Genomic DNA, 26,361 nt, shown 5'->3' with positions numbered 1-26,361 from the left:
CCTCCTATTGCCATGCCACGGCAATGACGGGCTGTTGCTGCTCGACCACATCCAGTTCCATCTCAATCAGAGACAGCAATTGCTCTTTGGTCTGGGTGCCGCTTAAATCGAGCATTTTCTCTTTCCAGAACAGGAAGGTCTTCGGAATGGCGGCATTGGCTTCGGAATAACGGGTATTGTCATCCAGAAACTCGGCAAAGTCGGTCGCGATCTGCTGACGGGTACACACCAGCCAGTTGGCATTCTCTTTTTTCAGCCGTACCACCCCTTCCCGATCCAGCATGCTTAAGCTGCGCTTCTTTTTAGTGAGCAGGCCGAAAAAACGCTTTTCTTCGCGGGTGCCTTCGAACAGATGCCAGCGACCGGTCTGACAGGCGGGTCTGATCGCGTCGGCAGTCAGGTTGACTGATTCGGCGGCAATCTGCTGCAGCTTGTCGGCGGGCAGCGTCTCATTGATGCTCTCTTTTTGCCGAAGCTCAGTGGCGCCGGTGGCAATGGCCCTAAGCACGTTTTTCTGTTTATCGATCTCAATGTTGATATCTACCGTCGCTTCATTGGCGCCGGATTTGACGATGCGCTCCATGATTTCGGCGCGGATGAGCCGGATCTCCGCCTCGCCCGGATTGACCACGCTTTTCTCAATCATCTCGCGCACCATCGCCATGCCGACGCCAATGGTTGAAATAAAGGGCGCATTAAGCGCATTTTTATGCTTCATGCCGGCTTTTTCGGCCATCGCCGGCACCAGGACGCAGCCGCTGCCACCGCCGCCGACCAGGGTGATAAAGTGGCGCTCCAGTTTGTATTCGCTGATCATTTCATCGACCACGCCCATCACTTTATCAATAGCGATATCCAGCGCCTGTCGGGCCGCCTGATCGGCGCTGATCCCCAGATGATCGCCCAGCAACTGCCAGGCCAGCCGCGCACTGCCGACATTGCCTGCCGCATAATCATCTGCCGGTATATAGCCGAGCAGGTTTGCCGCGCCGGCCAGGGTAAGCGCGTAACGCTTGCCTTGGCCGCCGGTGATGACCGCATAGGTCTGCGGATCGCCCGGCCGGGGGCTGATAAATGCCAGCGCCGGCTGCGGGCCAAAAGCCGCTTCGGTAATGAAACATTCGTATTCACAGCCGGCGATATGGGCGCTGCGTGGCCCGACCATGCTGATGTTGCCGTTGTCGACCATTATCATGCTGCCGCCCGCCACCGCCAGTGTGCGGACATCCAGCGAACGCAGGTAGGTACGGTGCCCGCCGACCTGGGCATTCTGGATCATCACCTTGCCGTTCTTGATAACCGAGATATCCACGCTGGTCCCGCCGACTTCAAAGAAGATGCCGTCTGAGACCTTTTCATACATCAGCGCTCCGGCTACACCGGCGGCCAGGCCGGACAGCATGGTGAGGATCGGTCGCTTGCGCACCTCGTCAATGCTCATTACCCCGCCATCACAGCGCATGATCATCAATTGCGACCCAATGCCCGCCTCTTTAATCGCCTGTTCGGTCATATTGGCGGTTTCCAGCATCCGCGGGATTAAACTGGCGTTCACCACCGCCGTTCGGGTACGGGTTTTCAGGCCATAAAGCTGGGTTATTTCATGGCCGCCGGTGGCGGAAATGCCCATCTCGGCCGCCACCGCCATCACCCTTAATTCGTTGGTCGGATCATCAACGCTGTAGGCTTCGGAAGCAACAATCACCTCAGCCCCCTGCTGGCGCAGCTCTACGATAGCCGCCCGAATGCTTTCATCGGTCAACTGACGGGTATCGACAAAGGCATTGAACGTATGCAGGAATTTGCCGTCCGCCAGTGGGATATCCAAAATGTTGGCCTCTTTGCGCGCGGTTTTACCTTCCAGTCCGCTACCCATCGCCAGGATGCCGACTTTAGCCACATCGCCCTCCAACAGAGCGTTAGTGGCCTGGGTAGTGCCGTGGGCAATAAAACTGACGTCCTGCGGTAAAATGCCATTCTCCTCCAGCACCTGATGGATAATGGTAATGATACCGTGCGCAACCCCGCTGGGATGATGATGGGTGGTAGGGATTTTCTTTTTGGCAATCAGTTCGAAACTGTCATTATCAATTACGGCGGCGTCGGTAAAAGTACCGCCGACATCGATACCAATACGGTATTTTTTGCCTGTCATAACCATTCCTCACTAACGCCCCGCACAGCGGGGCGCTGCGTTAAAAGGCGATATAGCCTGCCATCACCATCGAAATAAGCACCGCCACCATCGCCCATGGCAGGGTTTTGCGCAGGATTTCATTGACATCCACCTTGGCGAAATCGGATGACCAGACGTTATGGGTATTGGTCGGGTCCGATAATCCCTGCACCAATGATGCCGACCGCAGCGCCAGCATAGTAGCGAGCGGCGACAGCCCACCGCCCAGCATCAGCACCCCCAGTCCGCTGCCCAGGCCGTAGCTGTTAAGCGGGCCTCGGTACAGCGCCAGCGGACTGAGCAGCGAAAAGAACAGGATATAGGCCAGTGGCGAGGTCGGGATGATCGACTCGATCAACGGCTTCAGCACCAGGGTAACCTGCGGCGCGGTGACAGCATTGAGCAAAATACCAATCCCGACCATCAGGCCAATCGCACCGGCGACATTCTGGATGCCTTCCACCAGGCTGCTCACCAGGATATGAGTCGGCCGTTTAGGCAGCGCCAGCAACAGGCAGATAATCAGGCTCAGAGTGATGGCCGGCACTACGTCGATCCGGAACAGGAAGATAATGACCACCGGCACCAGCGGTGAAATCAGCGCAATGGCGTTAACCTGTTTACGTTTGTGCCGTTTGTCGGCTACCGGCATCGACCAGGCTTTGCGGACAATGACATCACGTTTGACCAGCCAGATTACCATCGCCAGGTAGACTATCGCCGCCGGAATGGCGAATAGCATGGCATAGCGCGCCATATCGGCGATCGGAATACCGTAAAGATCATGCATCAGCGCCCAGCCGCTGACGGCAAACAGACTGCCGAGCGCATGGCAGGCCAGCAGTACGATACAGCTGGTCAGCGGGGAAAGTCCGGCAGTAAGCAAAATCGGAATAACGATGCTGCCCACCAGGATAACCATGCCTAAGCCATCGCTGGAGGAGAAGATCACCGTGCCGATGATAAAAAACACGATCGCCATGGTCAGCGGTTTATCGCCTGAGAGTTCGGCGGCTTTACGCACCAGCGCTTCGGTGACGCCCACTTTTTTCAGCACTTCACCAAACCACGCGCCAAATATCAGCGCCACAATGGTGGCGCCCAGACGCAGTGAACCCTGGGTCAGCACGTTGTCGGCTATGGTGAAAGTGCCTTTGTCTGCGCTGAACACCGGAACGCCCGCCACCAGCGGCATCAGAACGGCCATGACCGGCAATGCCAGGATGGCCGGCATTTTACGGGCCATCATCAGCCCGGAAAACAGCAGAAAGATAAACAGGATCGCGCAGATCCTGCTGATATGTAGCCAGTCCATATGTATTCCTCAGAAGTCGAGATAACCCTGTTGCTGACGAATGGCGTCCTGTATTTCACCCACGGGCAGTTGATGAACGGTAAGTCCCTTTCGTGCCGCAAGCGCCGCTGCTATCCCCCCGGCCTGACCAATCGCCCCGACGGTCGGCGTGGTGCGTATGGCGGCCTGGGCTTCGAAAGTCGCTGAAATGCAGCGTCCGATAACAATGACATTGTCCGATTCCCTGGCGATAAGCGTACGCCAGGGAATACCGTACATGCCGCCGTACTGCAGTTTGCCATGCTCGGTGCCTTCACCGTCCGGGCTATGGATGTCAATCGGGTAACCTGAAACGGCAATGGTGTCGTCAAATCGGGTCTGGCTCAGTAGATCTTCGGCGGTGAGCAGGTAGCATCCTTTGATCTGATGAGAACTGCGTACGCCCACCGAAGGTCCGGTCGACACCACGATGGCGTTTTCAAAGCCGGGAACAACGCGTTTGACAAAAATTTCCAGTTCCCGGCACTGCTGGCGGCCGACGAACTCGGCATGACTCAGACTCCAGGGATCGGTGGCATCATGGTCAAGAATGCGGCTGGTGTTAAAGACAAATTCCCCCGGATTGCTGGTTTCGAAAATAAGCAGATCTTCCCGGGGAATGGTTATTTCACCCGCCGCTTTGGCCGCGGCGAATTCCTCGATAAAACCATGGCAGGCCAATCGGGGGGCGGTTCGCACGTCTTCGGCGTGATAGTCATTATTAAGCTTATCGATATTAGCCAGCATGTAACTGCGCAGCTTCTCACGATCGATGTTGATCATTTTCATGGTCATGGTCATCGGCTGGGATTTGCCATCCGATTCTCGCCCTTTCGCCACCGGGATAGCTGATTTTGCAGCCAGCATTGCATCGCCACTGGCGTCGATAAATACCTTGCCGGCAATGTCTATCAAACCCGACTTGGTGCAGACGGTAATGCTATCTATCTTGGCGGCGTTGAGCTTAACATCTGCCAGCACGGCGTGATAAAGCACCGTTCCGCCCGCCTCCAGCAGCATAAGTTCAAGTTCATGCTTCATCGCTTCGGCGTCGAAAGGAGTATAGGTGGAGGTAAAGTGACCGGGATCGGGTACATGTCCGGGCGACTTACCCATTTTTTTCAGGCGGGTAATCAGTTCGTCGGTTATACCGCGTATCACCTGTTTTTCGCCGGCGTGGAACGTCATCATGGGATTCACGCCATTGGTGGTCAGTGAGCCGCCAAGGCAGGCGGTGGCCTCGATGATTAATGTTTTGGCCTGGTTTCTCGCTGCGGCTATCGCTGCGATGCTGCCGGAAAACCCGCCACCGACGATAACGACATCAAATCGTTCCATTACTTTACCTTTTAGTAAACAAGGGGAATCGGAAGGGAATATTGGCGATCAATCGGCCGGATGTATAGGCCGAATTCCAGTGAATGTGAACAACGTCTATATTTTTATTAAACACTGATAAATATTTGTGATCACCTTTTAAAAAACGCCCCTTCACCGCGATTTATTCGCCAAGAAAGGCATTTATTAGGCAAAATGTGACTCCGCTCTCTTTGTATAGTAAACAAAAAAAAGTAGGCTATTATGTATGGCTTACCGGAACGCTATAGAGATTGACATCATGAGGTTGGGTCTTGATATTGGCGGTACTAAAATCGAAGCGGTGATCCTCAATGATGAGGGTGAGGTCGTGTATCGCGAGCGATATGCCACGCCGACCCACAGTTACCACGATTTCTTTCAGACGGTTGCCCGGATAATCACCGGTGCGCAGCACCGCGCCGGACAACCGCTGTCGGTTGGACTGGGTATTCCAGGCGCGATAGACCATGAAGGCAAGGTCAAGAATTCCAATATCATCGTGCTCAATCAGCAGCCGTTTGCCGGCGAGCTGGCGCAACGGCTGAAGATCCCGGTAACTGTCACCAACGATGCCAACTGTTTTACGCTATCTGAAGCGATGGATGGCAGCGGTAAGGACCATAGCGTGGTATTCGGCGTTATTCTGGGTACCGGCTGCGGTGGCGGGTTGTGTATCGATAATCGGCTGGTGTCCGGCCCCAACGCCTGTGCAGGGGAGTGGGGCCATAACGCGCTGCCCCGCTATCACGCTGAACGCGATGGCGCAGCGGTCGAGTGCTACTGCGGTCAGGTCAACTGCATCGAAAGCTATATCTCGGGCCGCGGCTTGGAGAGGCAGTATTTTCAAAGATTTACTAAACATGCTACTGTGCAGCAGATAATCCGCCAGCTCTCGAGCGCCAATGCAGAGGTCTGCCGGCTTTGGGATCTGTACCGGGATCAGCTGGCGCGCGCCTTGGCGAGCATTATCAATACGTTGGATCCCGACATTATCGTTTTAGGCGGCGGTGTGTCGAATATCGAACTGTTGTATGCAGGGCTCCAGGAGCGGGTGGCGCACTATGTTTTCGGCCAGCAGTGCCGCACGCCGATAGTCCAGGCCCGCCATGGAGACAGCAGCGGCGTGCGTGGTGCAGCCTGGATGGGCGCCCAGCATTCCCTGACCAACGCCTAGCGCAATGCTGCGCCACTAATGAGAGATGAATGACTAAACCGGTAAGAATCAGAGACATTGCCGAAGCCTGCGGCGTGTCGTTGGGTGCGGTTTCCCGCGCGCTTAAAGGCCAGCCTGGACTGCGGGAAGAGACCAGGTTACGTATCATTTCGGTGGCCGAGCAACAGGGATACGACTTTTCCAGACTGCGCAGCGATAAGCTTAAGCGCGTGCTGTTCCTGCTGCACCGCCAGCATAATATCAGCCGGGCGTTGCCGTTCTATTCCCAGCTACTGCTGGGCATAGAAAATCTCTGCCGGGAACAGGGTATCGCCCTGAGTTTCCTGTCGATCGGCCCTGGAGACGCCGTCTCAGAACAGGTGATGCTGCACCAGCCCGACGCCCTTATCTGCGCCGGTTTTTTTGAACCTGAATTACTGGCCCTGCTCGCGCAGATGAAGCTACCCTTGGTATTGGTGGATTTGTGGGCGCCTGGCCTGCCCTGCGTCAATCCGGATAACACTCAGGGCGGCTACCTGGCCACTCGGCATCTGATCGACCAGGGACGCACGCGTATTGCCTTCCTGGCCAGTACGCTTGCTCATTACAGTATCCGCCAGCGAGAAAAAGGCTATCGTCAGGCATTATACGAAGCCCGCCTGCTGATGCCGCCGGAGTATGAAGCGATCGCCCCGCCGTTGCTGGACACCGAACGGTCGCTGTCGGAGGCGATTGATGAACTGCTGAATCTGCCCGAACCGCCGGATGCGATTTTTGCCTATAATGATGCCGCCGCCATGGTGGTATTGCGGGTATGCGCCCAACGGGGTCTGCGGGTGCCGCAGGACATTGCGGTGGTCGGGTTTGATGATATTGAATCCGCCGCCTGGTCACTGCCGCCGTTGACGACAATTGCGGTCGATAAACAGCTATTGGGCCGCGAAGCGCTTAAATTACTGCTGGATGAAAAACAGGAGGGTAATTATCTGCTACCGGTCAAACTGGTGGTACGTGCAAGTTAAGCTGACGCGTCAATCCCGTTCTGGTTAATATCGCCCCGGATAAGCATTGCAAGAGTTACGGCCGCCTCCGCCTAAACCTACTTTTAGTAACTTAAAGTCCTGTCATTGCTAAGCTACCAATGGTAACCTACCGATTGTAAGTTACTCTTAGGTAAATCATGAGGTATCGCAATGTCACTTGCTCCTGTTCTCCTGGTTGGCGGCTCTGGTATTGTGGGCCGCCATACAGCCCATCATCTTCGTGCTGCCCATCCTGATATCCCCTTATTGATCGGCGGCCGCGATTTGACCAAAGCCCAGGCCGTCGCTGCCGAAGTAGGCAATGCCGAAGGCGTAACGCTGAATCTGGCTGCGGCGGATCTGGGCCTTGGCGAACAGCAGGTTAGCGCGGTTGCCGTGTTTGTCAAAGACGACACATTGGCTACCCTGCGCTTTGCCCAATCGCACGGCGTGCCGCAAATAAGCATTTCCTCCGGCGCGGCGGAAATTGCCCCTGAAGTGTCCGCCTATATGCACCGGCCGAACGCCTCCGCGGTAGTGCTCGGCGCCGAATGGCTGGTGGGCGCGGTGACAGTATCAACGCTTGAATTCGCTAAAGCGTTCAGTCGGCTGGACGATATCACCCTCAGCGCGCTGCTTGACGAGCAGGATACCGGCGGCCCGGCGGCGGAAATCGATATGCATCGCCTGGGCGAAATCCTGCCGGCCGCACTCACCCGCAAGGATGGCGCTTTTTTCTGGCGACTTGGCGAGCAGGCCAGAGCGCAGTTTCACGCGATAGACGGGACCAACATCGAGGCTGTTGCTCTTTCTCCGTTTGATATCATGGGCCTGGCTATGGCGACCGGTGCGCCGAATGTGCAGTTCAACCTGGGCGTCGGCGTCACCTCGACCAGACGCTGGGGCGAGCAAATGTCGACCGAAATCATTATCGAACTCGCCGGTGAAGACCACGCCGGCCAGCCACTGCGTACCCGCCACGCTATTCTTCATCCGCAGGGGCAGATGCCGCTCACCGCGCTGGGCGTTGCTTTGGTGATCGAACGACTGGTTGGACTTGACAACCAGCCGGCCCCTGCCCCGGGCCTGTATTACCCTTGCCAGCTGCTTGCATCGGCGACCTATTTTGCCCGGCTGGCAAAGGCTGGCGGCCGGATCATGACGCTGGATGTGATTTGACCGGCAGCCAGTCCGAATCCAATGGCCCCGGCCACGGCGGCAATGCGGTGGGGCCGGCTTGACGGGCTTAAGGGTGCTGAATGCGTCTTTGCTGGCCCCGAGTTACGTCAACCCAGACATCTGACCGCATCAGAGGCCTGCAGTACGTGAAGCGAGCTGGCGCGCCCGTTGGCGTCTGCGGTTTACCCGCGCCAGGATAATCGACAGCAACGATAACAGGGCGATAATACCGCCATAAAGCGCGGCAGTCGCCAGTAACCCGGCATGCTGGACCACATAGCCGGCGGCGATTGCCGGCAAACTGTTGGCCAGGTAGCATTCGATATAACATGCCGCCATCAGACCGGCCCGTTCAGTGGGTGCCGCCAATGTCATAACGCTACGCAATGCGCCAAGGAAACCCGCGCCGAAACCGAAGCCCGCAATGGCCGATCCGGCCAGCATCATTGTCGCCACGCTGAACCAGGCGCCCAGTAAAATGACCAGTACCCCAAGCGCCAGCATACTGGCCCCCGCCACCAGAGCGGTGAATTCTGAGCGTCGCCGAGCCATCATTATTGCCGCCGCTCCGCTTAGCGTGAGCAGGCCTACCGCCATCCCCCCCATCCAAACCGATGAGGAGGGAATGACTTTGGCTATCAGCGACGGCATCAGCGAAAGATAAAAACCGCCCAGCATCCAGATGGCGATGTTTATTGGCGTGACCGCCAGCAGCAGGACATAAACTAGCTGCAAGGGCGCAGGCGCGAAGCGCAGTAGTACGCTGGTACCGAGTGCCCCCAGCGCCATGCCGACCATCGGCGCGATCTGTTGATTAACGCTCCGCGGTCATGATGCAGGTCCAGCAGCGCCGCGCCGACCGCCGCCGCCGCCAGTCCGGTAGCCAGCCCATGCAGGATACGTGCCGCGACCAACCACATCGGCCCCGCGGCAGCGAAAAATACCCCCATCGCCAGCAGTTCCAGCATCAGCGCCAGGGTGATGACCGGGCTATCGTGCGTGATATCCTTGCCTGCACCACACCGGAAAATGGCGAAAAATGTGCCGATTTCACTTGTTCTGCGCCGATCTTGGCGATCCCAAGGCCATAGAAAATCTGATCCCTCGAGGGGCGAAGGTTATCCATCTGGCGGAATTCCGGATGCGGCAGCGGCAGCGGCAGCAGTAGCAGTAGCAGTAGCAGTAGCAGCAGGCGCTTATTTGCTTTCCTTTAACCACTCCTGGTTCATCGTCTGTGCATTGCCCAGATAGTCCAGCAGCCAGCCGAGGGCCGGTGAGGCGCTCTGCTCCGCCCAGCTGACACAGCAGGGACTGGCGGGGAATTCGGCCGGCAGCCTTAGTTCCACCAGTTGCCCGTCCGCTAGCATCGGCGCGGCCAAGTGGCCAGGCACCATGCCGACACATAACCCTGCCAACAGGCAATCCACTGCCGATTGCCAGTCAGGCGCCACCAGCCGGCGCTGGTTATCCAGTGTCCAGGTGATACGCCTGGGCAAGCTGCGGGAGGTATCCTCCAGCGCCAGCGATGGCCATTGGCGGATGATGTCATCGCTTATCGCGCCCTGCTGCTGGGCCAGCGGATGATTGGCCCTGACCACGCAACGCCAGTTCAGCGCGCCCATATCGCGAAAACCAAAGCGGCCGCCGACCGGTATCGCCTGGGTTGCGCCTATCGCCACATCGACCCGGCCGTCCACCAGCGCATCCCAGACTCCATTGAATACTTCATGGGATACCAGCAGTTCCATATCCGGAAAATGGCGATAAAAATCCACCACTAACTGACGGGTGCGTTGGGGTTTGACGATCACATCGACGGCAATACTCAACTGTCCGCGCCAGCCGTTGGCCACCTGCTGGCACTGGCGGCGCGTGGCCAGCATTTTTTTGATTACAGTCCGCCCCTCGCGGATAAAAACCTTCCCGGCTTCGGTTAATACCACATCTCGATGGCGGCGTTCAAATAGCTTGATTTCAAGCCATTCTTCCAGCTGACGCACTGTATAGCTCACTGCAGAAGGCACGCGGTGCAGCTCAGCCGCAGCAGCAGTAAAACTGCCGGTACGGGCAACCGCATCAATCACTTCAAGGGAATGTTCAGACCACATATTCTGCCTGCAAAATTTTTCGCACCAATGAGCAAATATTAACGTTTCACAGCCGGCAGCGCACGCGATTACACTCTGCGCCGATAAAGTCACCTGCATAATAAAAGAGTTGTTCGATGATTAAAGCAAAAGGATTTATGGTTTACCTGGCGGTGCTCAGCATGCTGGGCTTTCTGGCCACCGATATGTACCTGCCGGCGTTTGGCGCCATGCAGCAGGATCTGCACACCCAACCCGGCGCCATCAGTGCCAGTCTCAGTATTTTCCTGGCCGGCTTTGCTATTGCCCAGTTGCTTTGGGGGCCGCTTTCTGACCGTATCGGCCGTCGGCCGGTACTGGTTATCGGTTTAAGTTTGTTCGCCTGCGGTTGTTTGGGCATGCTGTGGGTTGAGAATGCCGCCTGGCTGCTGGTATTGCGCTTTGTGCAGGCGGTCGGCGTCTGTTCGTGCGCCGTAAGCTGGCAGGTGCTGGTAGTCGACCGCTACCGCGGTGCCGAGGCCAAGCGGGTGTTTGCCACCATCATGCCGCTGGTCGCGCTTTCTCCAGCGCTGGCCCCCTTGCTCGGCGCCTGGCTGCTGAACCATTACAGCTGGCGCTCGATTTTTGTTACCCTGCTGATAGTGACCCTGCTGCTGTTGCTACCGACGCTGCGGTTAAAGTCCACCGCCGTTAAACCGACAGCGGCAAATCAGCAAACAGTCAGTTTCCTAAGACTGTTAGCATCCCGCACTTACAGCGGCAATGTGATGATATACGCTGCCTGCTCCGCCAGTTTTTTTGCCTGGCTCACCGGTTCACCTTTTATTCTGGCCGATCTGGGGTTGTCGCCGGGCGACATCGGCTTAAGTTATGTGCCACAGACTTTGGCATTTTTACTGGGCGGTTTTGGCTGCCGTTCATTGCTTGAACGCATAAAAGGGGAAAAATTTCTGCCTTGGCTACTGCTCGGCTTTGCCATCAGTATCATCTCGCTGTTTGTCATTGCGTTGTCGGGCCAAGTGACGTTAGGAGTATTACTGATTCCTTTCTGCGGCATGGCGATGGCCAATGGTGCTATTTATCCGATCGTGGTTTCCAATGCGCTGCTGCCGTTTCCCAATGCCAGCGGCAAGGCTGCGGCGCTGCAAAACACCCTGCAGCTCGGCCTGTGCTTTATCGCCAGCATGGCGGTCTCCTGGTTGATTGCCAGGCCACTACTGACCACAACCACCATCATGCTGATGACGGTGGTGCTGGTAGTCATCGGTTATGGGCTGCAGTACCAACGCCGGACAGCTGAAGATAAGACCGATGAATCGGGGAAGCCATCATCAGAACGTCCCTTCGGCTCGATCAAAAACTGACGAGATCGGGCAGGCCCATACGCTGGCCCTGCCCTAGAAACGAGGTTTCCCTGACATGTTAATCTTTCCGCGAGGGTTTGCAGGCTAAAAACAGGTAATGTTGAAACGACTTTATATCTTTTCCAGGTCGATCAAATCCTCGAAATATATTGCTTCCTTGCGCTTCATAAGGCGCAGTAATTCCTCTTTCTGAGCAGTAGTGACATCGCCGGAAGAGAGTACTCTATCAATACACTCCTGTCTGACCGGCACTTCCCGATACCATTCGCCGGTATAACAAATCATCAGCAACGTACGATTAACGTCGGTCAATTTATAAGGAGGTTTGATATTAAAAATGAAAAAGCCATTCAACAGCACAAAGATAACAATACAAATATACAGGTCAATTCGGCTGAATATCGATGAATAGCTCAGCAGCCCGATGGTCAAAGCGAATAAAATACACATCAGGGCATATAACGCTTTTTTCTCCCTGATAAACGAAGCATCGAGCCTGATTCTGTGGCTCCTGTGCTCAGTGGTATTCAGGTAGTCCAGCTCATCATTGACTATTTTTGTAACAGTGTTCATAACAAGGCTCGCGAATAGGGTTAAACCTTATGGTTATATGGTGACCGATGAATACCAGGTTGGGTTTTCGATGACTTTTAACGCTGACTTCAGCATCATGGCGCATTCTTCTCTTTGATGATCGCCGCCTAGACAAAGACGTATGGCATTGACCGTTGGATTGCCAAAGCTGAATTCATAGGATGAGATGGCGCTAACGCCCAGGCTCTGTAGCTTGGCCGCCACTTCCAGTGAATGAACACCGGCGTCTGCAGGTAACTCAAGCCATAAATGAAAGCCTGCGCTGTCTGACGTAAAGTGCTTGCCGGCCAGCACTTGGCGGGCAAGATCTTGCCTGATGCCGGCTTCACGGCGCATTTCCACCAATGCCCTATCGGCGACGCCGTCCGCTATCCACTGCGCCACCAACGCATTGGTCAGGGGATTGGGCATCAGCGTCAGTGCCCTCATGGACGCGGCGACAGCGTTAAGCTCCAGCACTGAAGGGGCATGGATCCAGGCCATTCTGAGTCCGGGGGCAAAACACTTCGACATGCCGGTGATATACCAGGTCATTTCCGGCAGGATTTCATAGCAAGAGGCAATGGCGTTGGTGGGGAGCATGCCATAGGCATCGTCTTCAATAATCGATACGCCGTGCTTGCGGGCAATGTCGGCCAGCGCGATCCGCCGCTCCAGCGGCATCGTGACGGTAGTAGGATTATTGATGGTCGGATTAAGATAGATTGCGCTGACCTTGCGCTTTTTACAGGCGTTATCAAATGACTCAGGCAGCGGCCCGTCATCATCACTGTCTACGGAAAAGACACTGATATTCAGCTGCTGTGATATGGCTTTAATGCCGGGATAAAAAAATGTCGGCGTGCAGATTTCACCGCTTTTACCGAACAGACTAAATAATGCCACCAGCGCGCTGTGAATACCGGCGCAGGGGATTATCTTGTTGGCCGCTACGCCGTCGATTCTCTTTTTAATCCACTGAGCGCCGGCCTCACGCACAGCTTCGCTGCCCAGCACATTCTGGTAGCGAAGAATGCTCAGGATATTCTGGTCTTCTACTATAACCGCAGCGCTCTGCTTCATTTTTTGGATAAGTTCGACCGACTCAATCGGCACCGGGGCGTTCATCTGCAAATTGTATTGGGCATCATGACTAAAGTTGCCTGCAGCCTTTTTCTCCTTGATAAAACTTCCGCTGCCGGGACGCGAATCAATCAGTCCAGATTCTTTGGCCTGGGCATAGCCTTTAGCCACCGTCGCGTAATTGAGTTCCAGGATCGACGATAGCTGGCGCACCGTGGGCAGGCGATCTTTGGCTTTAAGCCGGCCATTGCCAACGCTTTCAGCAATAAAGTCGGCAATCATCAGATAGGGCGCTTTATCTTTTTTAATACGTAATTTTCTGGCCCACTGATGATAAAGTTTTTCGTTTGTCATACCAGATTGCCTCAGACGGCCATAATCGGCTCGAGCAAAGATAAGAAGGCTTATCAATGCACATAACATAGCACCAAACTGTTTAAAGAACAAAAAATCTCGAAATATAGAATTATATTCAAAACAACTTCACAATTTAAATTCTTGAGTTTTATCGATTTTATTAACCAATCAAATCTACTGATTGATTGATAATCTGATTGAAAGTTGATTTATTCAAATGTCAATTTACTCATTCACTATTCAGTGATTTGGCAGGCTGATTGTTTGATTAGCTGGCTGACTGATTGACTGATTGACTGGGTGACTGACTGGCAGAAAGAATGGGTAGTTAGCTGATTGGCCTGATGACGGTTTGAGGTTTGACGGATGCAGTGTGCCTCGTGGCGGACACTGCAGTCACCGTTAAAGCACCGCAATATGCTTACTCTTTAGATAATCAGCAAGGTCAGTATCAATGACATCTTCAATGACCAAGGTGCTGGCCAACGTCAGGTCACCAATAACAAAAGGTGAGGCTGAATTCAGCTTTTCCTGTGAAGCCATAACGACTGTTTCCGCTGCCCGTTCGCAGATCGCTCTTTTCACGCTGGCCTCTTCATAGTTGCCGGTGGTGAGTCCGGCCTTTCTATGAACACCGGTTACGCCCATAAAGAAGATATCTGCATTGATGCGTGCAATGGATTCGATCATTGAGGCCCCCATGGTGACCATAGAATGCTTGAACAATTTCCCGCCGATAAGGATAACCTCAATCGCTGGATAATCGATAAGGCCGACGGCTATACCGGGACTGTGGGTGACAACGGTACAGGAAAGATCTTCAGGTAACAGCTTTAGCATTTCGGCGGTGGTCGTGCCTCCGTCGATAATGATCACCTGGCCGGGCTGAATCAACTGCACCGCCTTCTTTGCAATTCGCCGCTTGCTGTTTATCTGCACGCTTTTTCTTGCCGCCAGCGGGGCGATGGCGGCTGATACCGGCAAAGCCCCGCCGTGTACTCGTTGCAATAACCCTTCAGCCGCCAATTCTCTTAAATCCCTGCGAATAGAGTCTTCAGATATGGCGAACCGCTGGCTCAATTCAGTGGACTGAACCTGTTTTTCCTTGGCAAGGATGCCCAGAATAAGCTGTTTTCTCTGGCTGGCCAGCATATTTTCATCTCGCATGTTTTTTCTTGATATTGCACGATTCTGCATGATAAGTTGCGTCTTGTCACCACTGCCGGAAGTGAAAAATGAAAAGAGAGCATCAACGCATTCGTCATGTCAGGGAAGAACTGCTGTCTGATAATTGGTATACGCTTAAAAAATATACCTTCGATTTTTTGCGCCAGGACGGCAGTTGGCAGCATCAAAGCCGGGAGGCCTACGATCGCGGCCATGGTGCGGTTATCCTTTTGTACAATAAAAACAAGAATACCGTGGTCCTGACCCGGCAGTTTCGCCTGCCCATCTACTTAAACGATCACTGTGGATTTCTTATTGAGGCCGCAGCCGGTTTATTAGACCAAAGCTCGCCAGAGGAACGCATAATGGCTGAAGCGGAAGAGGAAACCGGCTTTCGTATAACGCAAATTGATAAAGTGTTTGAAGCCTATATGAGCCCGGGTTCGGTCACTGAAAAACTGTATTTTTTTATTGGCGAATATTCGGATAACAATCGTCGCGGCGTCGGCGGAGGTTTGGCCGAAGAAGGTGAGGATATCGAAGTGCTGGAGTGGCCGTTTACAAAAGCGCTGCATGCGGTAAGAACAGGCGAAATCATGGATGCGAAAACCATCATGCTGATCCAGCATCTGGCGTTAAATTCAATTTTGCAGTGATGAATGACCCGCAAAATTAAGCCATTCCGCTTCACACTACCGGCGGACCATGCTATATCACTGGCATGTTGTAGGACAACTTACCGATGGTTGCCATGAGCCTTAAATCAATCCAGAAACATAACGTGGTTAACGCCGTTTACGATCAGATAAAGGAGAAGCTGTTGGATGGCAGTTGGCCCCCGGGCAGCAAGCTGCCGTCTGAGGCTGAGCTAACGACCACCTTCAATGTCAGCCGAGTCAGCATCCGCAGCGCTGTTCAGCGTCTGCGCGATTTAGGCGTGGTGGTTACTCAACAGGGCAAGGGCAGTTTCGTTGCCAGACAGCTCAATCCTCAGAGCCTGTTTAACGAGCAGCAGCCGATCATGCACCTAAGTCGCGAGGAGTTTCACGACATGATGGTGTTTCGCCAAACGGTGGAATTCAAATGCATGGAGCTTGCGGTACTCAATGCGACCCCTGAAGACATCTGCGCTCTCGAACAGGCGCTTAATCGCATGCTGGTCAACAAAGACGATTATAAAAAGTATTCTCAGGCTGACTTTGAGTTTCACCTGGCGATCGCCAAAGCCTCGCAAAACAAGGTGTTCTTTAACGTCATGAATTCCATCAAAAACACCTATTATTACTACCTGGAAGAGCTTAACCGTGCCCTCGGTATTACTCTGGAAAGTGTTGAAGCACACATCAAAGTTTTTATGGCGATCAAAAACCGCGACTCTTCCACCGCCATGGCGGTGTTGAATGAAGCGATGGGAGAGAACGTCACCGCTATTGAGAAATACAAGCAGGCACGGGCGGACGCTGACGAGACAGGTTAATGCAGCACAGGGCGAAGATTAAGGGTGTATTAGTCTCGATCAAACGTGCTGCAGCCTGAATTGAGGGGGCGCTGTCACCAGCGCCTTCAACTTCTCACGGTTTAGACGCTGTGCCATCCGGCGTACGTGCCATCGTCCACGAAGGTATGCCGCCAATACAGGGATACTGCGCCGCTTTGACTTCATCGATATCGATGCCAAGCCCTGGCCTGTCGCTCAAATACGCATATCCCCGGTCTATCTCAGGACAGCCGGAAAAAACATCCCTTAGCGCATCATTCATTGGGGTGTATTCCTGGATACCAAAATTAGTCACGCTCAGATCCAGATGCATGTTAGCAGCTACGCCAACCGGAGAAATATCGCCGGGGCCATGCCAGGCGGTGCGCACACCGTGGATTTCGCTCAGCGTTGCCAGTTTTTTTGCCGGCGTGATACCACCGATTGTGCTGACGTGACAGCGAATATAATCAATAAGGTTGTGAGTAATCAACGGCCGCCAGTCATTGATATTGGTAAACAGTTCGCCCATTGAGATGGGGGTTGAGCTTTGCTGGCGCAGCATTTTCAGCCAGTCGATATTTTCTGGCGCTACCGGGTCTTCCAAATAAAACAGCTGGTATTGCTCAAGGTTTTTGGCCAGCTGTACCGCAGCAATTGGTGTGACGCGTTCATGTACGTCGTGAATGAATTCGATACCGAAGCCCAGTTTATTGCGCAGATGCTCAAACAGGCGCGGAACGCTTTTGGCATACGCTTCCGGGTCAAAATAGATGCCCGGTGTACTCACTCGGGGTGAACGTTTAGGCAAAATATTTTTTGCGCGGGCCAGTTGGGTGGCGATAAGCTTCAAATCATCTGTACCGGCCCCGCCGTACATGCCCATCTGGCATCGCACATGCTGGAAGCCCTCCTCCATCCGCGCCCGAATAGCGTCTTCTACCTCAAATTCATCGCCGCCATCGGTATGGCAATAAAGGGGAATGCCATCACGGCACCGTCCGCCCAGCAGTTCATACACCGGCAGTCCCGCTACTTTGCCTTTGATATCCCACAGCGCCATATCCACGCCGGACAGGGCATTATTCATAATCGGACCGCTGCGCCAATAACCGCTAACGCTGGCCGATTGCCAGATATCCTCAATCCGCGACGGATCTTTGCCCACCAGGAAAGGGGACATATACTCATCAATGACGGTTTTTACGCCATGAATACGCTGAGTAAAGGTGGCACATCCTAGGCCATATAGCCCTGGCTGATTGGTTTCTACTTTCACCACCGCCAGATCAATGCCTCCTGGCGCGGTCAGGATGGTTTTTACCCCGGTGATTTTCAAATGACTCACGTGAACCCCTTTATCTTCCATACGTCTGTTGTCCTACAAGATAGATGAATTTATAGCACTGCTGCCTTGCCGGTAAAAGCGGCAATACTAATTTTTGTGCACCGCATCAAATACCATAAAAATAACGAACCTCTAACAGGTTGTTATGAAACGATAAATACTTTCATCCACCGGCAGCTTTAATTTTCTTTTGTGATCACTGTTTCAAAAACCGCTTAAACACATTGATTTCAATTAAGGCTTAACGCAACTTAAATATGAATGATGTCATACATGTTAAGCTGTGTTGACGCTTGGTATGACATGATGGGTATAACCGCCCACCATCATCCTCTTGAAATCCAAGTATGAGGTAGCTATGTCTGCTCTGTTCGATTTAACGGGAAAAACAGCGTTTATTACCGGATCCTCCCGAGGATTAGGTTTCTCTTACGCTGAAGGGCTCGCGGCAGCCGGTGCCAGCGTTATTGTCAACGGCACCCAAGCGCTTACGGTGCAGGCGGCGGTAGATAAATTGCTTTCACAGGGCTATAAGGCGAGAGGTTTTACTTTCGACGTTACCCATGAACCGTCAATTGAGGCCATGTTCACTCAACTCGACCAGGAGCAGATTGCGGTTGATATTGTTATCAATAACGCCGGTATTCAGTATCGTAAACCGCTGGTCGACCTGGAGCTTGGGCAGTGGCAACGGGTGCTGGATACCAATCTGACCAGCGCCTTTATTGTTGCACGTGCCGCCGCCAGACGCATGATAGCCCGGGGAAAAGGCGGCAAGATTATCAATATCGGTTCCCTGACCAGTCAGGCGGCGCGCGCCACCGTCGCGCCCTACACTGCCGCGAAAGGCGGCATCAAAATGCTGACATGCTCAATGGCCGCAGAATGGGCTGAGTTTAATATTCAAAGCAATGCTATCGGCCCCGGTTACATCTTGACCGATATGAATGCCGCCCTGATTGAAAATCAGTCGTTTGATGCCTGGGTCAAGGCGAGTAATCCCTCCAAGCGCTGGGGCAGGCCAGAAGAATTGATAGGTACAGCGATATATCTCGCATCCAGCGCCTCTGACTATGTCAACGGCCAAATCATCTATGTCGATGGCGGGTGGCTGGCCGTGCTTTAACCGTAACGAATTTTTCAGCCTCGTCTCTTTAACCACGACACATTGCTGCCGTGGCGGCTTCCTGCACCCTGAATGAAAACAAAAACACTGACCAGGACCCTTCAATGAAAGCAACAAAATCGCGATTTTTTATTCTGACGCTGCTGTTTATCGTCACGGCGATAAATTATATGGACAGGGCTAACTTGTCTGTCGCCGGCAGCACTATTCAGTCCGAGTTCAATCTTAGCGCCACGCAACTTGGACTATTATTCTCAATGTTTACCTGGTTCTATGCCGCCAGCCAGATCCCGGTCGGCTATGTACTGGACCGGATTGGCTCACGGATCCTATACGGCAGCGCCATCATTCTGTGGAGTGTATTTACCTTCCTGATGGGTTTTGCTTCCCATCATCTTTTCGCTACCGCATCAGCATCGTTTTTGATGCTGCTGGCCTGTCGGGCGTTGATTGGCATTGCCGAAGCGCCCTCATTTCCGTCCAATACCAAAATCATCGCCAGTTGGTTTCCTGATCATGAACGGGCACGAGCCACCGCCATCTATGCCAGTGCCCAATATATCGGCCTGGCGCTGCTGACGCCGGCATTGTCATATATCGTTGCGGAATATGGCTGGGAAATGTCGTTTTACCTGTCCGGCGGTGTGGGTATTCTCTTTGGCATTTACTGGCTGTTTGCCTATCGCGACCCGCAGCACAGCACCAGAACCAATCAGCAGGAACTCGATTTTATTCGCCAAGGCGGCGGCTATGGCTCAAAAAATCAGGCCTGCGTCAGTACAAAAGTACGCTGGCGCGATATTGCCTTTTTCCTTAAGCACCGCACCGTCTGGGGGCTATTTATCGCCCAATTCGCCTGTTCATCTACCCTCTATTTCTTCCTGACCTGGTTTATTGTCTATCTGGAGAAAGGGCTAAACCTGCCGATCGCTAAAGCCGGGCTGGGCGCGTCATTCCCTTACCTGATGGCAATGGCGGGCGTATTATGTGGCGGAACACTGAGCGATATGTTGCTGAAAAAAGGTAAATCCCGCACCTTTTCCCGCAAGCTGCCGGTCATGTCCGGCTTATGCCTGACGATGATTATCTGCCTGGTTAACTTCTTTGAAGACCGACCGCTGATTGCGATAACAATTATGTCTGTAGCCTTCTTTGCCAACGCCTTTTCCAATTTGGGATGGGTGGTGTGGAGTGACGTGATACCGCGGAACTTCCTGGGCACCATGGGGGGATGTCTGAATATCTGCGGCAATCTGTCCGGTATTATCAGTCCTATCGTTATCGGCGTCATTTTGCAACGCACTGATAATTTCAGCTACGCCATGTGGTACATCGCCGCCGTGGCCTTTCTCGGTCTGCTGGCCTATACCTTCCTGGTCGGCAAGATTGAAGTCATCGTGCCCTCAAACGCGGAACACGCTTCACCGTCGCCCAAAGCGGCGAAACGGCATAACATCGAGGAAAAACCATGAGCAAGAATACAATAAGTTGCCAGGCCTGCTTTGCCTACGGTGAAAAAGATGTCCGCGTTGAGACCCATGACGTGGAATACGGTGATAATGATGTGCTGATTAACGTTGAGCGTGGCGGCATCTGCGGCTCTGACATCCATTACTATCAGCACGGCCGTGCCGGGATGTCGATACTCAAGCAGCCAATGGTGGTCGGTCATGAGTTTGTCGGCATCATTTGTAAAGCACCTGCGGGTTCAGCCCTACGCCCCGGTCAGCGGGTTGCGGTTAACCCTTCCCAACCCTGTAATCATTGCGATTATTGCCTGACAGGCAGACAAAATCTCTGCTCCAGCATGCGATTTATGGGCAGCGCTCAGTTCTTTCCCCACGTTAACGGCGGGTTTTCTGAATACGTGGCCGCAACTGAGCATCAGTGTTTTCCTTATGAAGACCAGGCCGATTCAAAAGCAATTGCGTTCGCCGAGCCACTGGCGGTCGCCATCCATGCGGTCAATGTCGCCGGCACGCTGGTGGGCAAAAAAGTGCTGGTCATCGGCGCCGGTCCCATTGGCTGTCTTATCCTGGCAGCGGCTCGCAGCGCCGGTGCAGCCGAGCTTGCAGCGTCGGACGTCAGTGAACGCTGCCTAGAGCTGGCCCGAACAATGGGCGCTGATGCTGTCTTTAACCCAATGACTGGAGGCAGCGCCACCCCCTATCAGGAAAACCGCGGTTACTTTGATGTGGTATTTGAAGCTTCCGGTAGCCCAGCCGCCATCGCCTCAACCGTAGCGCTGACCTGCCCCGGCGGCACGGTAGTACAGGTTGGTATGGGCGTGGCCAGCGTGGAATATCCGGTGATGCCGATGCTGGTCAAAGAAATCCGCTGGGCGGGATCGTTCCGCTTTATCGACGAATTTGCCACCGCGGTACAGTGGCTACAGGACGGGCGTATAGATCCACTGCCGTTATTAACCGCTGAATATCCGCCTGACAGCATCGAAGATGCGCTGAAGATAGCGGCTGATAAAACCCTTTCATCCAAAATACAAATCAGGTTCTGAGGGGTAAACGACAGGCCCGCAAACCGCGGGCTGTAACAAAGGCCGCTGGGCGATGAACGCCGCGACCAATACGGATCCCGATTATCTGTCGCCCATCACTATCGGTCGCTATGCCGAAATAATGGGCAGTGCAAAATCACTCAATTTCCCACCTGCGCGCAATATCCTCGAAATATAGCTGAGTTGGTACCGAATGTGCCTACACGCTGGCGATCCCTTCCGCGCACATCGATGTTCAGCGTCATCTCACCGTCATCAAGCTGACATTAATCTGTCATCAACCCTGTGCACTATGACTCGCCAATGAGATCGATCTCATTGCTGCTAACGAGACCGCATATGACCGATTTATTAACTGTCGCCCGATTGGCGGGTGTATCGCGCGCTACCGCCGCCCGTGCCTTTTCCGAGCCGGAAAAGGTGCGTGAGGCCACCCGCGACAAAGTCTATGCCGCCTCCGAGGCAGTCGGATTTCGTCCCAACTATGTGGCGCGTCAGTTACGTACCCAGTCAACACGTATTATCGGCGTGATGCTGCCCACCTTGTGCAATCCGTTATTCAGCGAACAGCTGCAGGCCATGGAGCAAGTGGCGCGGGCCGGCGGTTATTCGCTGATGGTCGCCACCACCGACTATGACGCCGAGCGCGAGTCCGCCGTCATGGAAAACATGCTGCGCCAGCGGGTGGATGGCCTGGTGCTGACGGTGGCGGATGCGCAGCAAAGCGCCTGTCTGGCGCTGCTGGAGCGAGAACCGCTGCCGGTGGTGCTGGTGCATAACCCGGCTGCCGCCCCCCACTTCATCACCGTCAGCGTGGATAACCACCAGGCAATGTATCAGGCCACCGGCCGGTTGCTGGATCTTGGTCACCGGCATATCGGCATGATTGCCGGACCGGTGCAGCAGTCCGATCGCGCTCGATTGCGCTATCAGGGCTATTGCCAGGCGATGACCAACGCCGGAATGTCGCCCTTGCCGCTGATTGAAATGGCCCACCATACCAGGGCAGATACCCGCCTGCTGCTTCCCTGGCTTGGTCCGGAACAAAAGCTCACGGCGCTTATCTGCTCTAACGATCTGCTGGCGCTGAGCGCTATCGGTTGCCTGCAGCGCCAGGGATATCGCGTGCCCGAACAGATATCGGTGATGGGTTTTGACGGCATTGCCCTGGGCGAAATGCTGTGCCCGTCCCTAAGCTCGGTGGTCCAGCCACAGCAGGAACTGGGGCAGGTGGCGATGGAAAGCGTGCTGGGTTTGATTGCAGGCGCGGTTATATCCTCGCGCCGCCTTGATTTTACGCTGCGCCAGGGCGAAAGCATCGCCCGGGCACGGTTCTAATGACCTAACAACTTTTGGGGAACGCCATGAAACACGCCACCATCGCTTCACTGTGCCTGGCCAGCGCCCTGCTGGTGTCGGCGCAGGCGCAGTCCGCTACCGCCATTTGCTATAACTGCCCGCCGGAATGGGCCGACTGGGGCAGCCAGCTGAAAGCTATCGCCAAAGATACCGGCATCGTCGTGCCGCAGGACAATAAAAACTCCGGCCAGGCGCTGGCGCAGATTGTCGCCGAAAAAGCCCAACCGGTCGCGGATGTGGTTTATCTGGGGATAACGTTTGGCATCCAGGCGGCAAAGTCTGATGTATTGGACGCTTACCGGCCCGCGGGCTGGGACAGCATTCCGGCGGATATGAAAGATCCTGCCGGTAAATGGGTTGCGCTGCACTCCGGCACCATTGGTTTTATGGTCAATGTCGATGCGCTTAACGGTGCCCCGGTGCCGCAATCCTGGGACGATTTGCTGAAGCCGGAATACCAGGGCATGGTGGGCTACCTCGATCCGGCCAGCGCCTTTGTCGGCTACGCGGCGGCGGTGGCGGCCAATCTGGCCAAGGGCGGCACGCTGCAGGACTTCAAACCGGGTATCCGCTATTTCCAACAATTGATTAAAAACAGTCCGATTGTACCGAAGCAGACCGCTTACGCTCGCTTGCTGTCGGGTGAAATTCCGATCATGCTCGACTACGACTTCAATGCCTACCGCGCCAAATACAAGGATAAAGCCAATGTGGCCTTTGTCATCCCGAAAGAGGGCAGTATCAAAGTGCCCTATGTGATAAGCCTGGTGAAGAATGCTCCCCACGCCAGCGAAGGCAAACAGGTGATCGATTACGTGCTGTCTGACCGTGGTCAGGCCCTATGGGCCAATGCCTGGCTGCGCCCGGTACGCGAGAACGCCATGTCTGCCGCCGCCAAAGCGCAGTTCCTGCCTGACAGTGATTACGCCCGCGCCCGCACGGTTAATTACCAGCAGATGGCGGACGCGCAGAAGGCGTTCTCCGCGCAGTACCTGAGTGAGGTGAAGTAATGACGCAGACCTGGCGTAATACCACGCCAGCCCAGGGCAAGCAAGGACGGCACCGACGCCGTTTTTCCGCTCCCCTGCCCCGTGCCGCGGTATTCGCGCTTGTTCCGGCGCTGACGGTATTCAGCGCTTTCTGGCTGATACCGTTCGGTTATCTGGTGATGCTGGGCACCCAGCCGGATAACAGCTCGCAGCTTAATGCCTACTGGACGATCCTTTCCCAGCGGCAGTATTTGCAGAGCCTGGGCATCACCCTGCTGTTGTCGGCCGGTGTGGCGGTAGCGGCAGTGGCGATTTCCGCCATCGTCGCCTGTTTCCTGGCCCGTCATCACTTCCCCGGCAAAGGGCTGTTGCTGGCGCTTATTACTTTTCCGCTGGCTTTTCCAGGCGTAGTGGTCGGTTTTCTGATCATTATGCTGGGCGGTCGGCAGGGCATGTTCTCCCAGTTGGGACTGCTGCTGTCTGGAGAGCGCTGGACTTTTGCCTATAGCCTGGGCGGCCTGTTTCTCGGCTATCTGTATTTCTCGATCCCCCGCGTGGTGATGACGCTGGTCGCCGCCTGTGAAAAGCTTGATCTAAGCCTGGAAGAGGCGGCGCGCTCACTGGGCGCCGGCAGCTGGCGTATCGTCTGGGATGTGATTATTCCAGCCCTGGCACCCGCACTGCTTTCCAGTGCCGCCATCTGTTTTGCCACCAGCATGGGGGCCTTCGGCACCGCATTTACCCTGGGCACTGACCTTTCCGTGCTGCCGCTGACGATTTACGGCGAATTTACCAATTATGCTAACTTCGCCACCGCGGCGGCGCTGTCGGTAGTGATGGGCCTGGTTACCTGGGGCGTCTTGTTATTGGCCCGCCGTTTTTACGGTAATTCATTGGGGGCTTCGCTGTGAACCGCTCATTATCCGTTTCCCTGCAGTTTGGCCTGACGCTGTTGGTTTGCCTGTTTTTGCTGGTGCCGATCGGCATGTCGGTGATGGCGGGCTTTACCGAAAACTATTTTATCGGCATCAAAAGCGGCCTGACGCTGCGCTGGGTTGAAGAAGTATGGGCGCTGTATGCCGCCACCTTCTGGCTGTCGCTGGCTATCGCCCTCGCCTGCCTTATCTGCACCGTGGCGATAGGTGTGCCGGCAGCCTGGGCACTGCTTAAAAGCCCGTCCCGACTGGCAGGCTGGATTGAAGAATGCCTGATGCTGCCGGTGGCGATCCCCGGCCTGGCCACCGCGCTGGGTCTGTTGTTGGTCTATGGCGGCGTACAGGGCCTGCGCGGCAGTTGGCTGTTTATTCTTATCGGGCATGTGCTGTTTACCCTGCCGTTTATGGTAAGACCGGTATTGGCGGTGATGAAAGCCATTGATCTTCGCTCGATGGAAGAAGCCGCCGCCAGTCTGGGCGCAGGCGCGCTCAAGCGCTTTTTGACGGTCGTGGTGCCCAATTGCCTGCAGGGCGTGCTGGCCGGCGCGTTTATGGTGGTGACGCTATCCATCGGTGAATTCAATATCACCTGGATGCTGCATACCCCGCTGACCAAAACGCTGCCGGTCGGGCTGGCGGACAGCTACGCCTCAATGCGGCTGGAAATAGGCTCGGCCTATACCACTCTGTTTCTACTGATGATTATTCCTCTGCTGCTGGCAATGCATATCATAAGCCGGCCGCGCGCCAAAACAAGTGAGACTTCCTGATGACGCTACCGGTTGGTATCCGCCTGCGAAACTGCGCACGCACCTTTAACCATCATCACACGGCCCTGCATCCGCTGGACCTGGATATCCATGCCGGCGAAACCCTGGTGTTGCTGGGCCCGTCAGGCTGCGGCAAAACCACTACGCTGCGCATCATCAGCGGACTGGAACGCTGTGATACCGGCGGCGAAGTCTGGTTCGACGAGCGGAACGTGACGCCGCTGCCGATTGAAAAGCGCAATGTCGGCATGGTGTTCCAGAACTACGCCCTGTTTCCCAATCTTAACGTCAGCGAAAATGTCGCCTATGGCCTGCGCATCCAGCGCCTGCCCGAGACCGACATCCGCCAGCGGGTCAGCCAAATGCTGCAGATGGTCGATCTGGGCGACTTTGCTGACCGGCCGGTCAATGCGCTGTCTGGCGGGCAAAAACAGCGGGTATCACTGGCTCGGGCGCTGGCGGCCAGGCCAAAAGTCCTGCTGTTCGATGAGCCGCTGGCGGCGCTGGACGCCAAGTTGCGCGACAAGCTGCGCGAGGATATCGGCAGCCTGCTGCTGCAACTCGGCATCACGGCAGTCTATGTCACTCACGATCAGCAGGAAGCCATGGCGCTCGGCGATCGTATTGCGGTGATGCGCCATGGCCGCATTGAACAGATCGGCAGCCCGCGTGAGATTTACCATCAGCCGGCGACCCCATTTGTGGCTGACTTCGTCGGCGCAGTAAATCGCCTGCCGCTGCCCGGCGGGGAGTGTTACTGCCGCCCGGAAGATATCCACCTTGGAAACATCGACCATTCACTGCTCAGCGGCACAGTGCTGCACAGTACCTTTCTCGGTCAGAGCCAGCGGGTGATGGTGGCAATCGACGCTGGCCGCCAGGTGCAAGTCGACTGCCCGGCGCGAGAGAGCTGGTCGGCCGGACAACAGGTCGGCCTGCATGCCGCCCAGCACAGCCTATTCCACATTCAGTCTGATCGTTAAGGAGTG

At 54.9% G+C, this 26,361-nt stretch carries 25 protein-coding genes; 16 read left to right on the top strand and 9 right to left on the bottom strand.

The features are described from left to right. Window positions 1-4: 4 nt before the first annotated feature. Genes EDC52_RS10810 through EDC52_RS10800 form a run of 3 tightly spaced genes read right to left on the bottom strand, consistent with a single transcriptional unit; the run spans window position 5 to window position 4,847 of the window. Complete coding sequence (locus tag EDC52_RS10810) at window positions 5-2,155, bottom strand: hydantoinase/oxoprolinase family protein (RefSeq protein ID WP_131865338.1); 2,151 nt, start codon at window positions 2,153-2,155, stop codon at window positions 5-7. Between the two features lie 40 nt (window positions 2,156-2,195). Next, a complete protein-coding gene (locus EDC52_RS10805; RefSeq protein ID WP_131865337.1) occupies window positions 2,196-3,491 on the bottom strand; it encodes a Na+/H+ antiporter NhaC family protein in 1,296 nt (431 codons plus the stop codon). Window positions 3,492-3,500: 9 nt separating this feature from the next. Next, on the bottom strand, window positions 3,501-4,847 hold the full coding sequence (locus tag EDC52_RS10800) for an FAD-dependent oxidoreductase (RefSeq protein WP_131865336.1): 1,347 nt from the start codon (window positions 4,845-4,847) through the stop codon (window positions 3,501-3,503). 280 nt (window positions 4,848-5,127) lie between these two features. On the opposite strand from EDC52_RS10800, the gene EDC52_RS10795 reads away from it, so the two are divergent. The 3 genes from EDC52_RS10795 to EDC52_RS10785 all read left to right on the top strand — a co-directional run bounded on the left by EDC52_RS10795 (window position 5,128) and on the right by EDC52_RS10785 (window position 8,222). After that, window positions 5,128-6,042 carry an ROK family protein gene (locus EDC52_RS10795; protein WP_131865335.1) on the top strand — a complete coding sequence of 305 codons (915 nt, stop codon included), beginning with the start codon at window positions 5,128-5,130 and terminating at the stop codon, window positions 6,040-6,042. Window positions 6,043-6,071: 29 nt separating this feature from the next. Next, window positions 6,072-7,043 carry a LacI family DNA-binding transcriptional regulator gene (locus EDC52_RS10790; protein ID WP_131865334.1) on the top strand — a complete coding sequence of 324 codons (972 nt, stop codon included), beginning with the start codon at window positions 6,072-6,074 and terminating at the stop codon, window positions 7,041-7,043. A 171-nt stretch (window positions 7,044-7,214) separates the two neighbouring features. Beyond that, the gene (locus EDC52_RS10785; RefSeq protein WP_131865333.1) at window positions 7,215-8,222 is read left to right on the top strand and encodes an NAD-dependent epimerase/dehydratase family protein; all 1,008 of its coding nucleotides are present in this window, start codon (window positions 7,215-7,217) and stop codon (window positions 8,220-8,222) included. A 129-nt stretch (window positions 8,223-8,351) separates the two neighbouring features. Here the strand turns inward: EDC52_RS10785 and EDC52_RS10780 are convergent, their stop codons facing one another. After that, window positions 8,352-9,011, bottom strand: a complete 660-nt coding sequence (locus EDC52_RS10780) for a hypothetical protein (RefSeq protein ID WP_131865332.1) — start codon at window positions 9,009-9,011, stop codon at window positions 8,352-8,354. 41 nt (window positions 9,012-9,052) lie between these two features. On the opposite strand from EDC52_RS10780, the gene EDC52_RS10775 reads away from it, so the two are divergent. Beyond that, window positions 9,053-9,313, top strand: a complete 261-nt coding sequence (locus EDC52_RS10775) for a hypothetical protein (RefSeq protein ID WP_131865331.1) — start codon at window positions 9,053-9,055, stop codon at window positions 9,311-9,313. A gap of 105 nt (window positions 9,314-9,418) precedes the next feature. Here EDC52_RS10775 and punR read toward each other — a convergent pair whose 3' ends face one another. After that, window positions 9,419-10,330 (bottom strand): DNA-binding transcriptional activator PunR, encoded by a 912-nt coding sequence (punR, locus tag EDC52_RS10770; RefSeq protein WP_131865330.1) that lies wholly within the window; start codon window positions 10,328-10,330, stop codon window positions 9,419-9,421. 116 nt (window positions 10,331-10,446) lie between these two features. Between punR and punC the strand changes: the two genes are divergently transcribed. Further along, a complete protein-coding gene (punC, locus tag EDC52_RS10765) occupies window positions 10,447-11,673 on the top strand; it encodes a purine nucleoside transporter PunC (RefSeq protein ID WP_131865329.1) in 1,227 nt (408 codons plus the stop codon). A gap of 111 nt (window positions 11,674-11,784) precedes the next feature. Here punC and EDC52_RS10760 read toward each other — a convergent pair whose 3' ends face one another. The 3 genes from EDC52_RS10760 to EDC52_RS10750 all read right to left on the bottom strand — a co-directional run bounded on the left by EDC52_RS10760 (window position 11,785) and on the right by EDC52_RS10750 (window position 14,838). Continuing rightward, the gene (locus EDC52_RS10760) at window positions 11,785-12,246 is read right to left on the bottom strand and encodes a YlaC family protein (protein ID WP_131865328.1); all 462 of its coding nucleotides are present in this window, start codon (window positions 12,244-12,246) and stop codon (window positions 11,785-11,787) included. 33 nt (window positions 12,247-12,279) lie between these two features. Next, window positions 12,280-13,683, bottom strand: a complete 1,404-nt coding sequence (locus EDC52_RS10755; RefSeq protein ID WP_165911697.1) for an aminotransferase-like domain-containing protein — start codon at window positions 13,681-13,683, stop codon at window positions 12,280-12,282. A 405-nt stretch (window positions 13,684-14,088) separates the two neighbouring features. Continuing rightward, on the bottom strand, window positions 14,089-14,838 hold the full coding sequence (locus EDC52_RS10750) for a DeoR/GlpR family DNA-binding transcription regulator (RefSeq protein ID WP_131865506.1): 750 nt from the start codon (window positions 14,836-14,838) through the stop codon (window positions 14,089-14,091). A gap of 83 nt (window positions 14,839-14,921) precedes the next feature. On the opposite strand from EDC52_RS10750, the gene EDC52_RS10745 reads away from it, so the two are divergent. Together EDC52_RS10745 and EDC52_RS10740 are read left to right on the top strand one after the other, a co-directional pair. Then, window positions 14,922-15,509 carry an NUDIX domain-containing protein gene (locus tag EDC52_RS10745; protein ID WP_131865326.1) on the top strand — a complete coding sequence of 196 codons (588 nt, stop codon included), beginning with the start codon at window positions 14,922-14,924 and terminating at the stop codon, window positions 15,507-15,509. Window positions 15,510-15,604: 95 nt separating this feature from the next. Further along, on the top strand, window positions 15,605-16,330 hold the full coding sequence (locus EDC52_RS10740; protein ID WP_131865325.1) for a FadR/GntR family transcriptional regulator: 726 nt from the start codon (window positions 15,605-15,607) through the stop codon (window positions 16,328-16,330). 94 nt (window positions 16,331-16,424) lie between these two features. On the opposite strand, the gene EDC52_RS10735 is transcribed toward EDC52_RS10740, so the two are convergent. Further along, the gene (locus tag EDC52_RS10735) at window positions 16,425-17,678 is read right to left on the bottom strand and encodes an enolase C-terminal domain-like protein (RefSeq protein WP_131865324.1); all 1,254 of its coding nucleotides are present in this window, start codon (window positions 17,676-17,678) and stop codon (window positions 16,425-16,427) included. 358 nt (window positions 17,679-18,036) lie between these two features. Here EDC52_RS10735 and EDC52_RS10730 point away from each other — a divergent pair, with 358 nt between their 5' ends. From EDC52_RS10730 to EDC52_RS10695, 9 genes are all read left to right on the top strand, one after another. Continuing rightward, window positions 18,037-18,804 (top strand): SDR family oxidoreductase, encoded by a 768-nt coding sequence (locus EDC52_RS10730; RefSeq protein ID WP_131865323.1) that lies wholly within the window; start codon window positions 18,037-18,039, stop codon window positions 18,802-18,804. 104 nt (window positions 18,805-18,908) lie between these two features. Then, complete coding sequence (locus EDC52_RS10725; protein WP_131865322.1) at window positions 18,909-20,276, top strand: MFS transporter; 1,368 nt, start codon at window positions 18,909-18,911, stop codon at window positions 20,274-20,276. Then, window positions 20,273-21,319 (top strand): L-idonate 5-dehydrogenase, encoded by a 1,047-nt coding sequence (gene idnD, locus EDC52_RS10720; protein WP_131865321.1) that lies wholly within the window; start codon window positions 20,273-20,275, stop codon window positions 21,317-21,319. Before EDC52_RS10725 ends, idnD begins: the two co-directional genes overlap by 4 nt. Before the next feature lie 52 nt (window positions 21,320-21,371). After that, complete coding sequence (locus tag EDC52_RS20255; protein WP_268990350.1) at window positions 21,372-21,497, top strand: hypothetical protein; 126 nt, start codon at window positions 21,372-21,374, stop codon at window positions 21,495-21,497. Between the two features lie 161 nt (window positions 21,498-21,658). Next, window positions 21,659-22,657 carry a LacI family DNA-binding transcriptional regulator gene (locus EDC52_RS10715; RefSeq protein WP_131865320.1) on the top strand — a complete coding sequence of 333 codons (999 nt, stop codon included), beginning with the start codon at window positions 21,659-21,661 and terminating at the stop codon, window positions 22,655-22,657. Between the two features lie 26 nt (window positions 22,658-22,683). Then, the gene (locus EDC52_RS10710; RefSeq protein ID WP_131865319.1) at window positions 22,684-23,688 is read left to right on the top strand and encodes an ABC transporter substrate-binding protein; all 1,005 of its coding nucleotides are present in this window, start codon (window positions 22,684-22,686) and stop codon (window positions 23,686-23,688) included. Further along, window positions 23,688-24,578, top strand: a complete 891-nt coding sequence (locus EDC52_RS10705) for an ABC transporter permease (protein WP_131865318.1) — start codon at window positions 23,688-23,690, stop codon at window positions 24,576-24,578. The genes EDC52_RS10710 and EDC52_RS10705 overlap by 1 nt, the downstream gene beginning before the upstream one ends. Further along, on the top strand, window positions 24,575-25,372 hold the full coding sequence (locus tag EDC52_RS10700; protein ID WP_329955554.1) for an ABC transporter permease: 798 nt from the start codon (window positions 24,575-24,577) through the stop codon (window positions 25,370-25,372). Before EDC52_RS10705 ends, EDC52_RS10700 begins: the two co-directional genes overlap by 4 nt. Beyond that, a complete protein-coding gene (locus tag EDC52_RS10695) occupies window positions 25,372-26,355 on the top strand; it encodes an ABC transporter ATP-binding protein (protein ID WP_131865317.1) in 984 nt (327 codons plus the stop codon). The genes EDC52_RS10700 and EDC52_RS10695 overlap by 1 nt, the downstream gene beginning before the upstream one ends. Window positions 26,356-26,361: the final 6 nt, after the last annotated feature.

It is taken from the genome of Biostraticola tofi (genome assembly GCF_004343195.1).
In the GTDB taxonomy this organism is placed as follows: domain Bacteria; phylum Pseudomonadota; class Gammaproteobacteria; order Enterobacterales; family Enterobacteriaceae; genus Biostraticola; species Biostraticola tofi.
This window is presented reverse-complemented; position numbering and strand designations above follow the sequence as displayed.

What these genes read in the sequence shown, in the direction of transcription:
- EDC52_RS10745 (WP_131865326.1), top strand. Translation starts at nt 14,922, where the DNA reads ATGAAAAGAGAGCATCAACGCATTCGTCATGTCAGGGAAGAACTGCTG.
- EDC52_RS10750 (WP_131865506.1), bottom strand. Translation starts at nt 14,838, where the DNA reads ATGCTGGCCAGCCAGAGAAAACAGCTTATTCTGGGCATCCTTGCCAAG.
- punR (WP_131865330.1), bottom strand. Translation starts at nt 10,330, where the DNA reads ATGTGGTCTGAACATTCCCTTGAAGTGATTGATGCGGTTGCCCGTACC.
- EDC52_RS10725 (WP_131865322.1), top strand. Translation starts at nt 18,909, where the DNA reads ATGAAAGCAACAAAATCGCGATTTTTTATTCTGACGCTGCTGTTTATC.
- EDC52_RS10780 (WP_131865332.1), bottom strand. Translation starts at nt 9,011, where the DNA reads ATGGCGCTGGGGGCACTCGGTACCAGCGTACTACTGCGCTTCGCGCCT.
- EDC52_RS10755 (WP_165911697.1), bottom strand. Translation starts at nt 13,683, where the DNA reads ATGACAAACGAAAAACTTTATCATCAGTGGGCCAGAAAATTACGTATT.
- EDC52_RS10785 (WP_131865333.1), top strand. Translation starts at nt 7,215, where the DNA reads ATGTCACTTGCTCCTGTTCTCCTGGTTGGCGGCTCTGGTATTGTGGGC.
- EDC52_RS10775 (WP_131865331.1), top strand. Translation starts at nt 9,053, where the DNA reads ATGATGCAGGTCCAGCAGCGCCGCGCCGACCGCCGCCGCCGCCAGTCC.
- idnD (WP_131865321.1), top strand. Translation starts at nt 20,273, where the DNA reads ATGAGCAAGAATACAATAAGTTGCCAGGCCTGCTTTGCCTACGGTGAA.
- EDC52_RS10810 (WP_131865338.1), bottom strand. Translation starts at nt 2,155, where the DNA reads ATGACAGGCAAAAAATACCGTATTGGTATCGATGTCGGCGGTACTTTT.
- punC (WP_131865329.1), top strand. Translation starts at nt 10,447, where the DNA reads ATGATTAAAGCAAAAGGATTTATGGTTTACCTGGCGGTGCTCAGCATG.
- EDC52_RS10795 (WP_131865335.1), top strand. Translation starts at nt 5,128, where the DNA reads ATGAGGTTGGGTCTTGATATTGGCGGTACTAAAATCGAAGCGGTGATC.
- EDC52_RS10695 (WP_131865317.1), top strand. Translation starts at nt 25,372, where the DNA reads ATGACGCTACCGGTTGGTATCCGCCTGCGAAACTGCGCACGCACCTTT.
- EDC52_RS20255 (WP_268990350.1), top strand. Translation starts at nt 21,372, where the DNA reads ATGAACGCCGCGACCAATACGGATCCCGATTATCTGTCGCCCATCACT.
- EDC52_RS10715 (WP_131865320.1), top strand. Translation starts at nt 21,659, where the DNA reads ATGACCGATTTATTAACTGTCGCCCGATTGGCGGGTGTATCGCGCGCT.
- EDC52_RS10730 (WP_131865323.1), top strand. Translation starts at nt 18,037, where the DNA reads ATGTCTGCTCTGTTCGATTTAACGGGAAAAACAGCGTTTATTACCGGA.
- EDC52_RS10710 (WP_131865319.1), top strand. Translation starts at nt 22,684, where the DNA reads ATGAAACACGCCACCATCGCTTCACTGTGCCTGGCCAGCGCCCTGCTG.
- EDC52_RS10740 (WP_131865325.1), top strand. Translation starts at nt 15,605, where the DNA reads ATGAGCCTTAAATCAATCCAGAAACATAACGTGGTTAACGCCGTTTAC.
- EDC52_RS10805 (WP_131865337.1), bottom strand. Translation starts at nt 3,491, where the DNA reads ATGGACTGGCTACATATCAGCAGGATCTGCGCGATCCTGTTTATCTTT.
- EDC52_RS10705 (WP_131865318.1), top strand. Translation starts at nt 23,688, where the DNA reads ATGACGCAGACCTGGCGTAATACCACGCCAGCCCAGGGCAAGCAAGGA.
- EDC52_RS10760 (WP_131865328.1), bottom strand. Translation starts at nt 12,246, where the DNA reads ATGAACACTGTTACAAAAATAGTCAATGATGAGCTGGACTACCTGAAT.
- EDC52_RS10800 (WP_131865336.1), bottom strand. Translation starts at nt 4,847, where the DNA reads ATGGAACGATTTGATGTCGTTATCGTCGGTGGCGGGTTTTCCGGCAGC.
- EDC52_RS10790 (WP_131865334.1), top strand. Translation starts at nt 6,072, where the DNA reads ATGACTAAACCGGTAAGAATCAGAGACATTGCCGAAGCCTGCGGCGTG.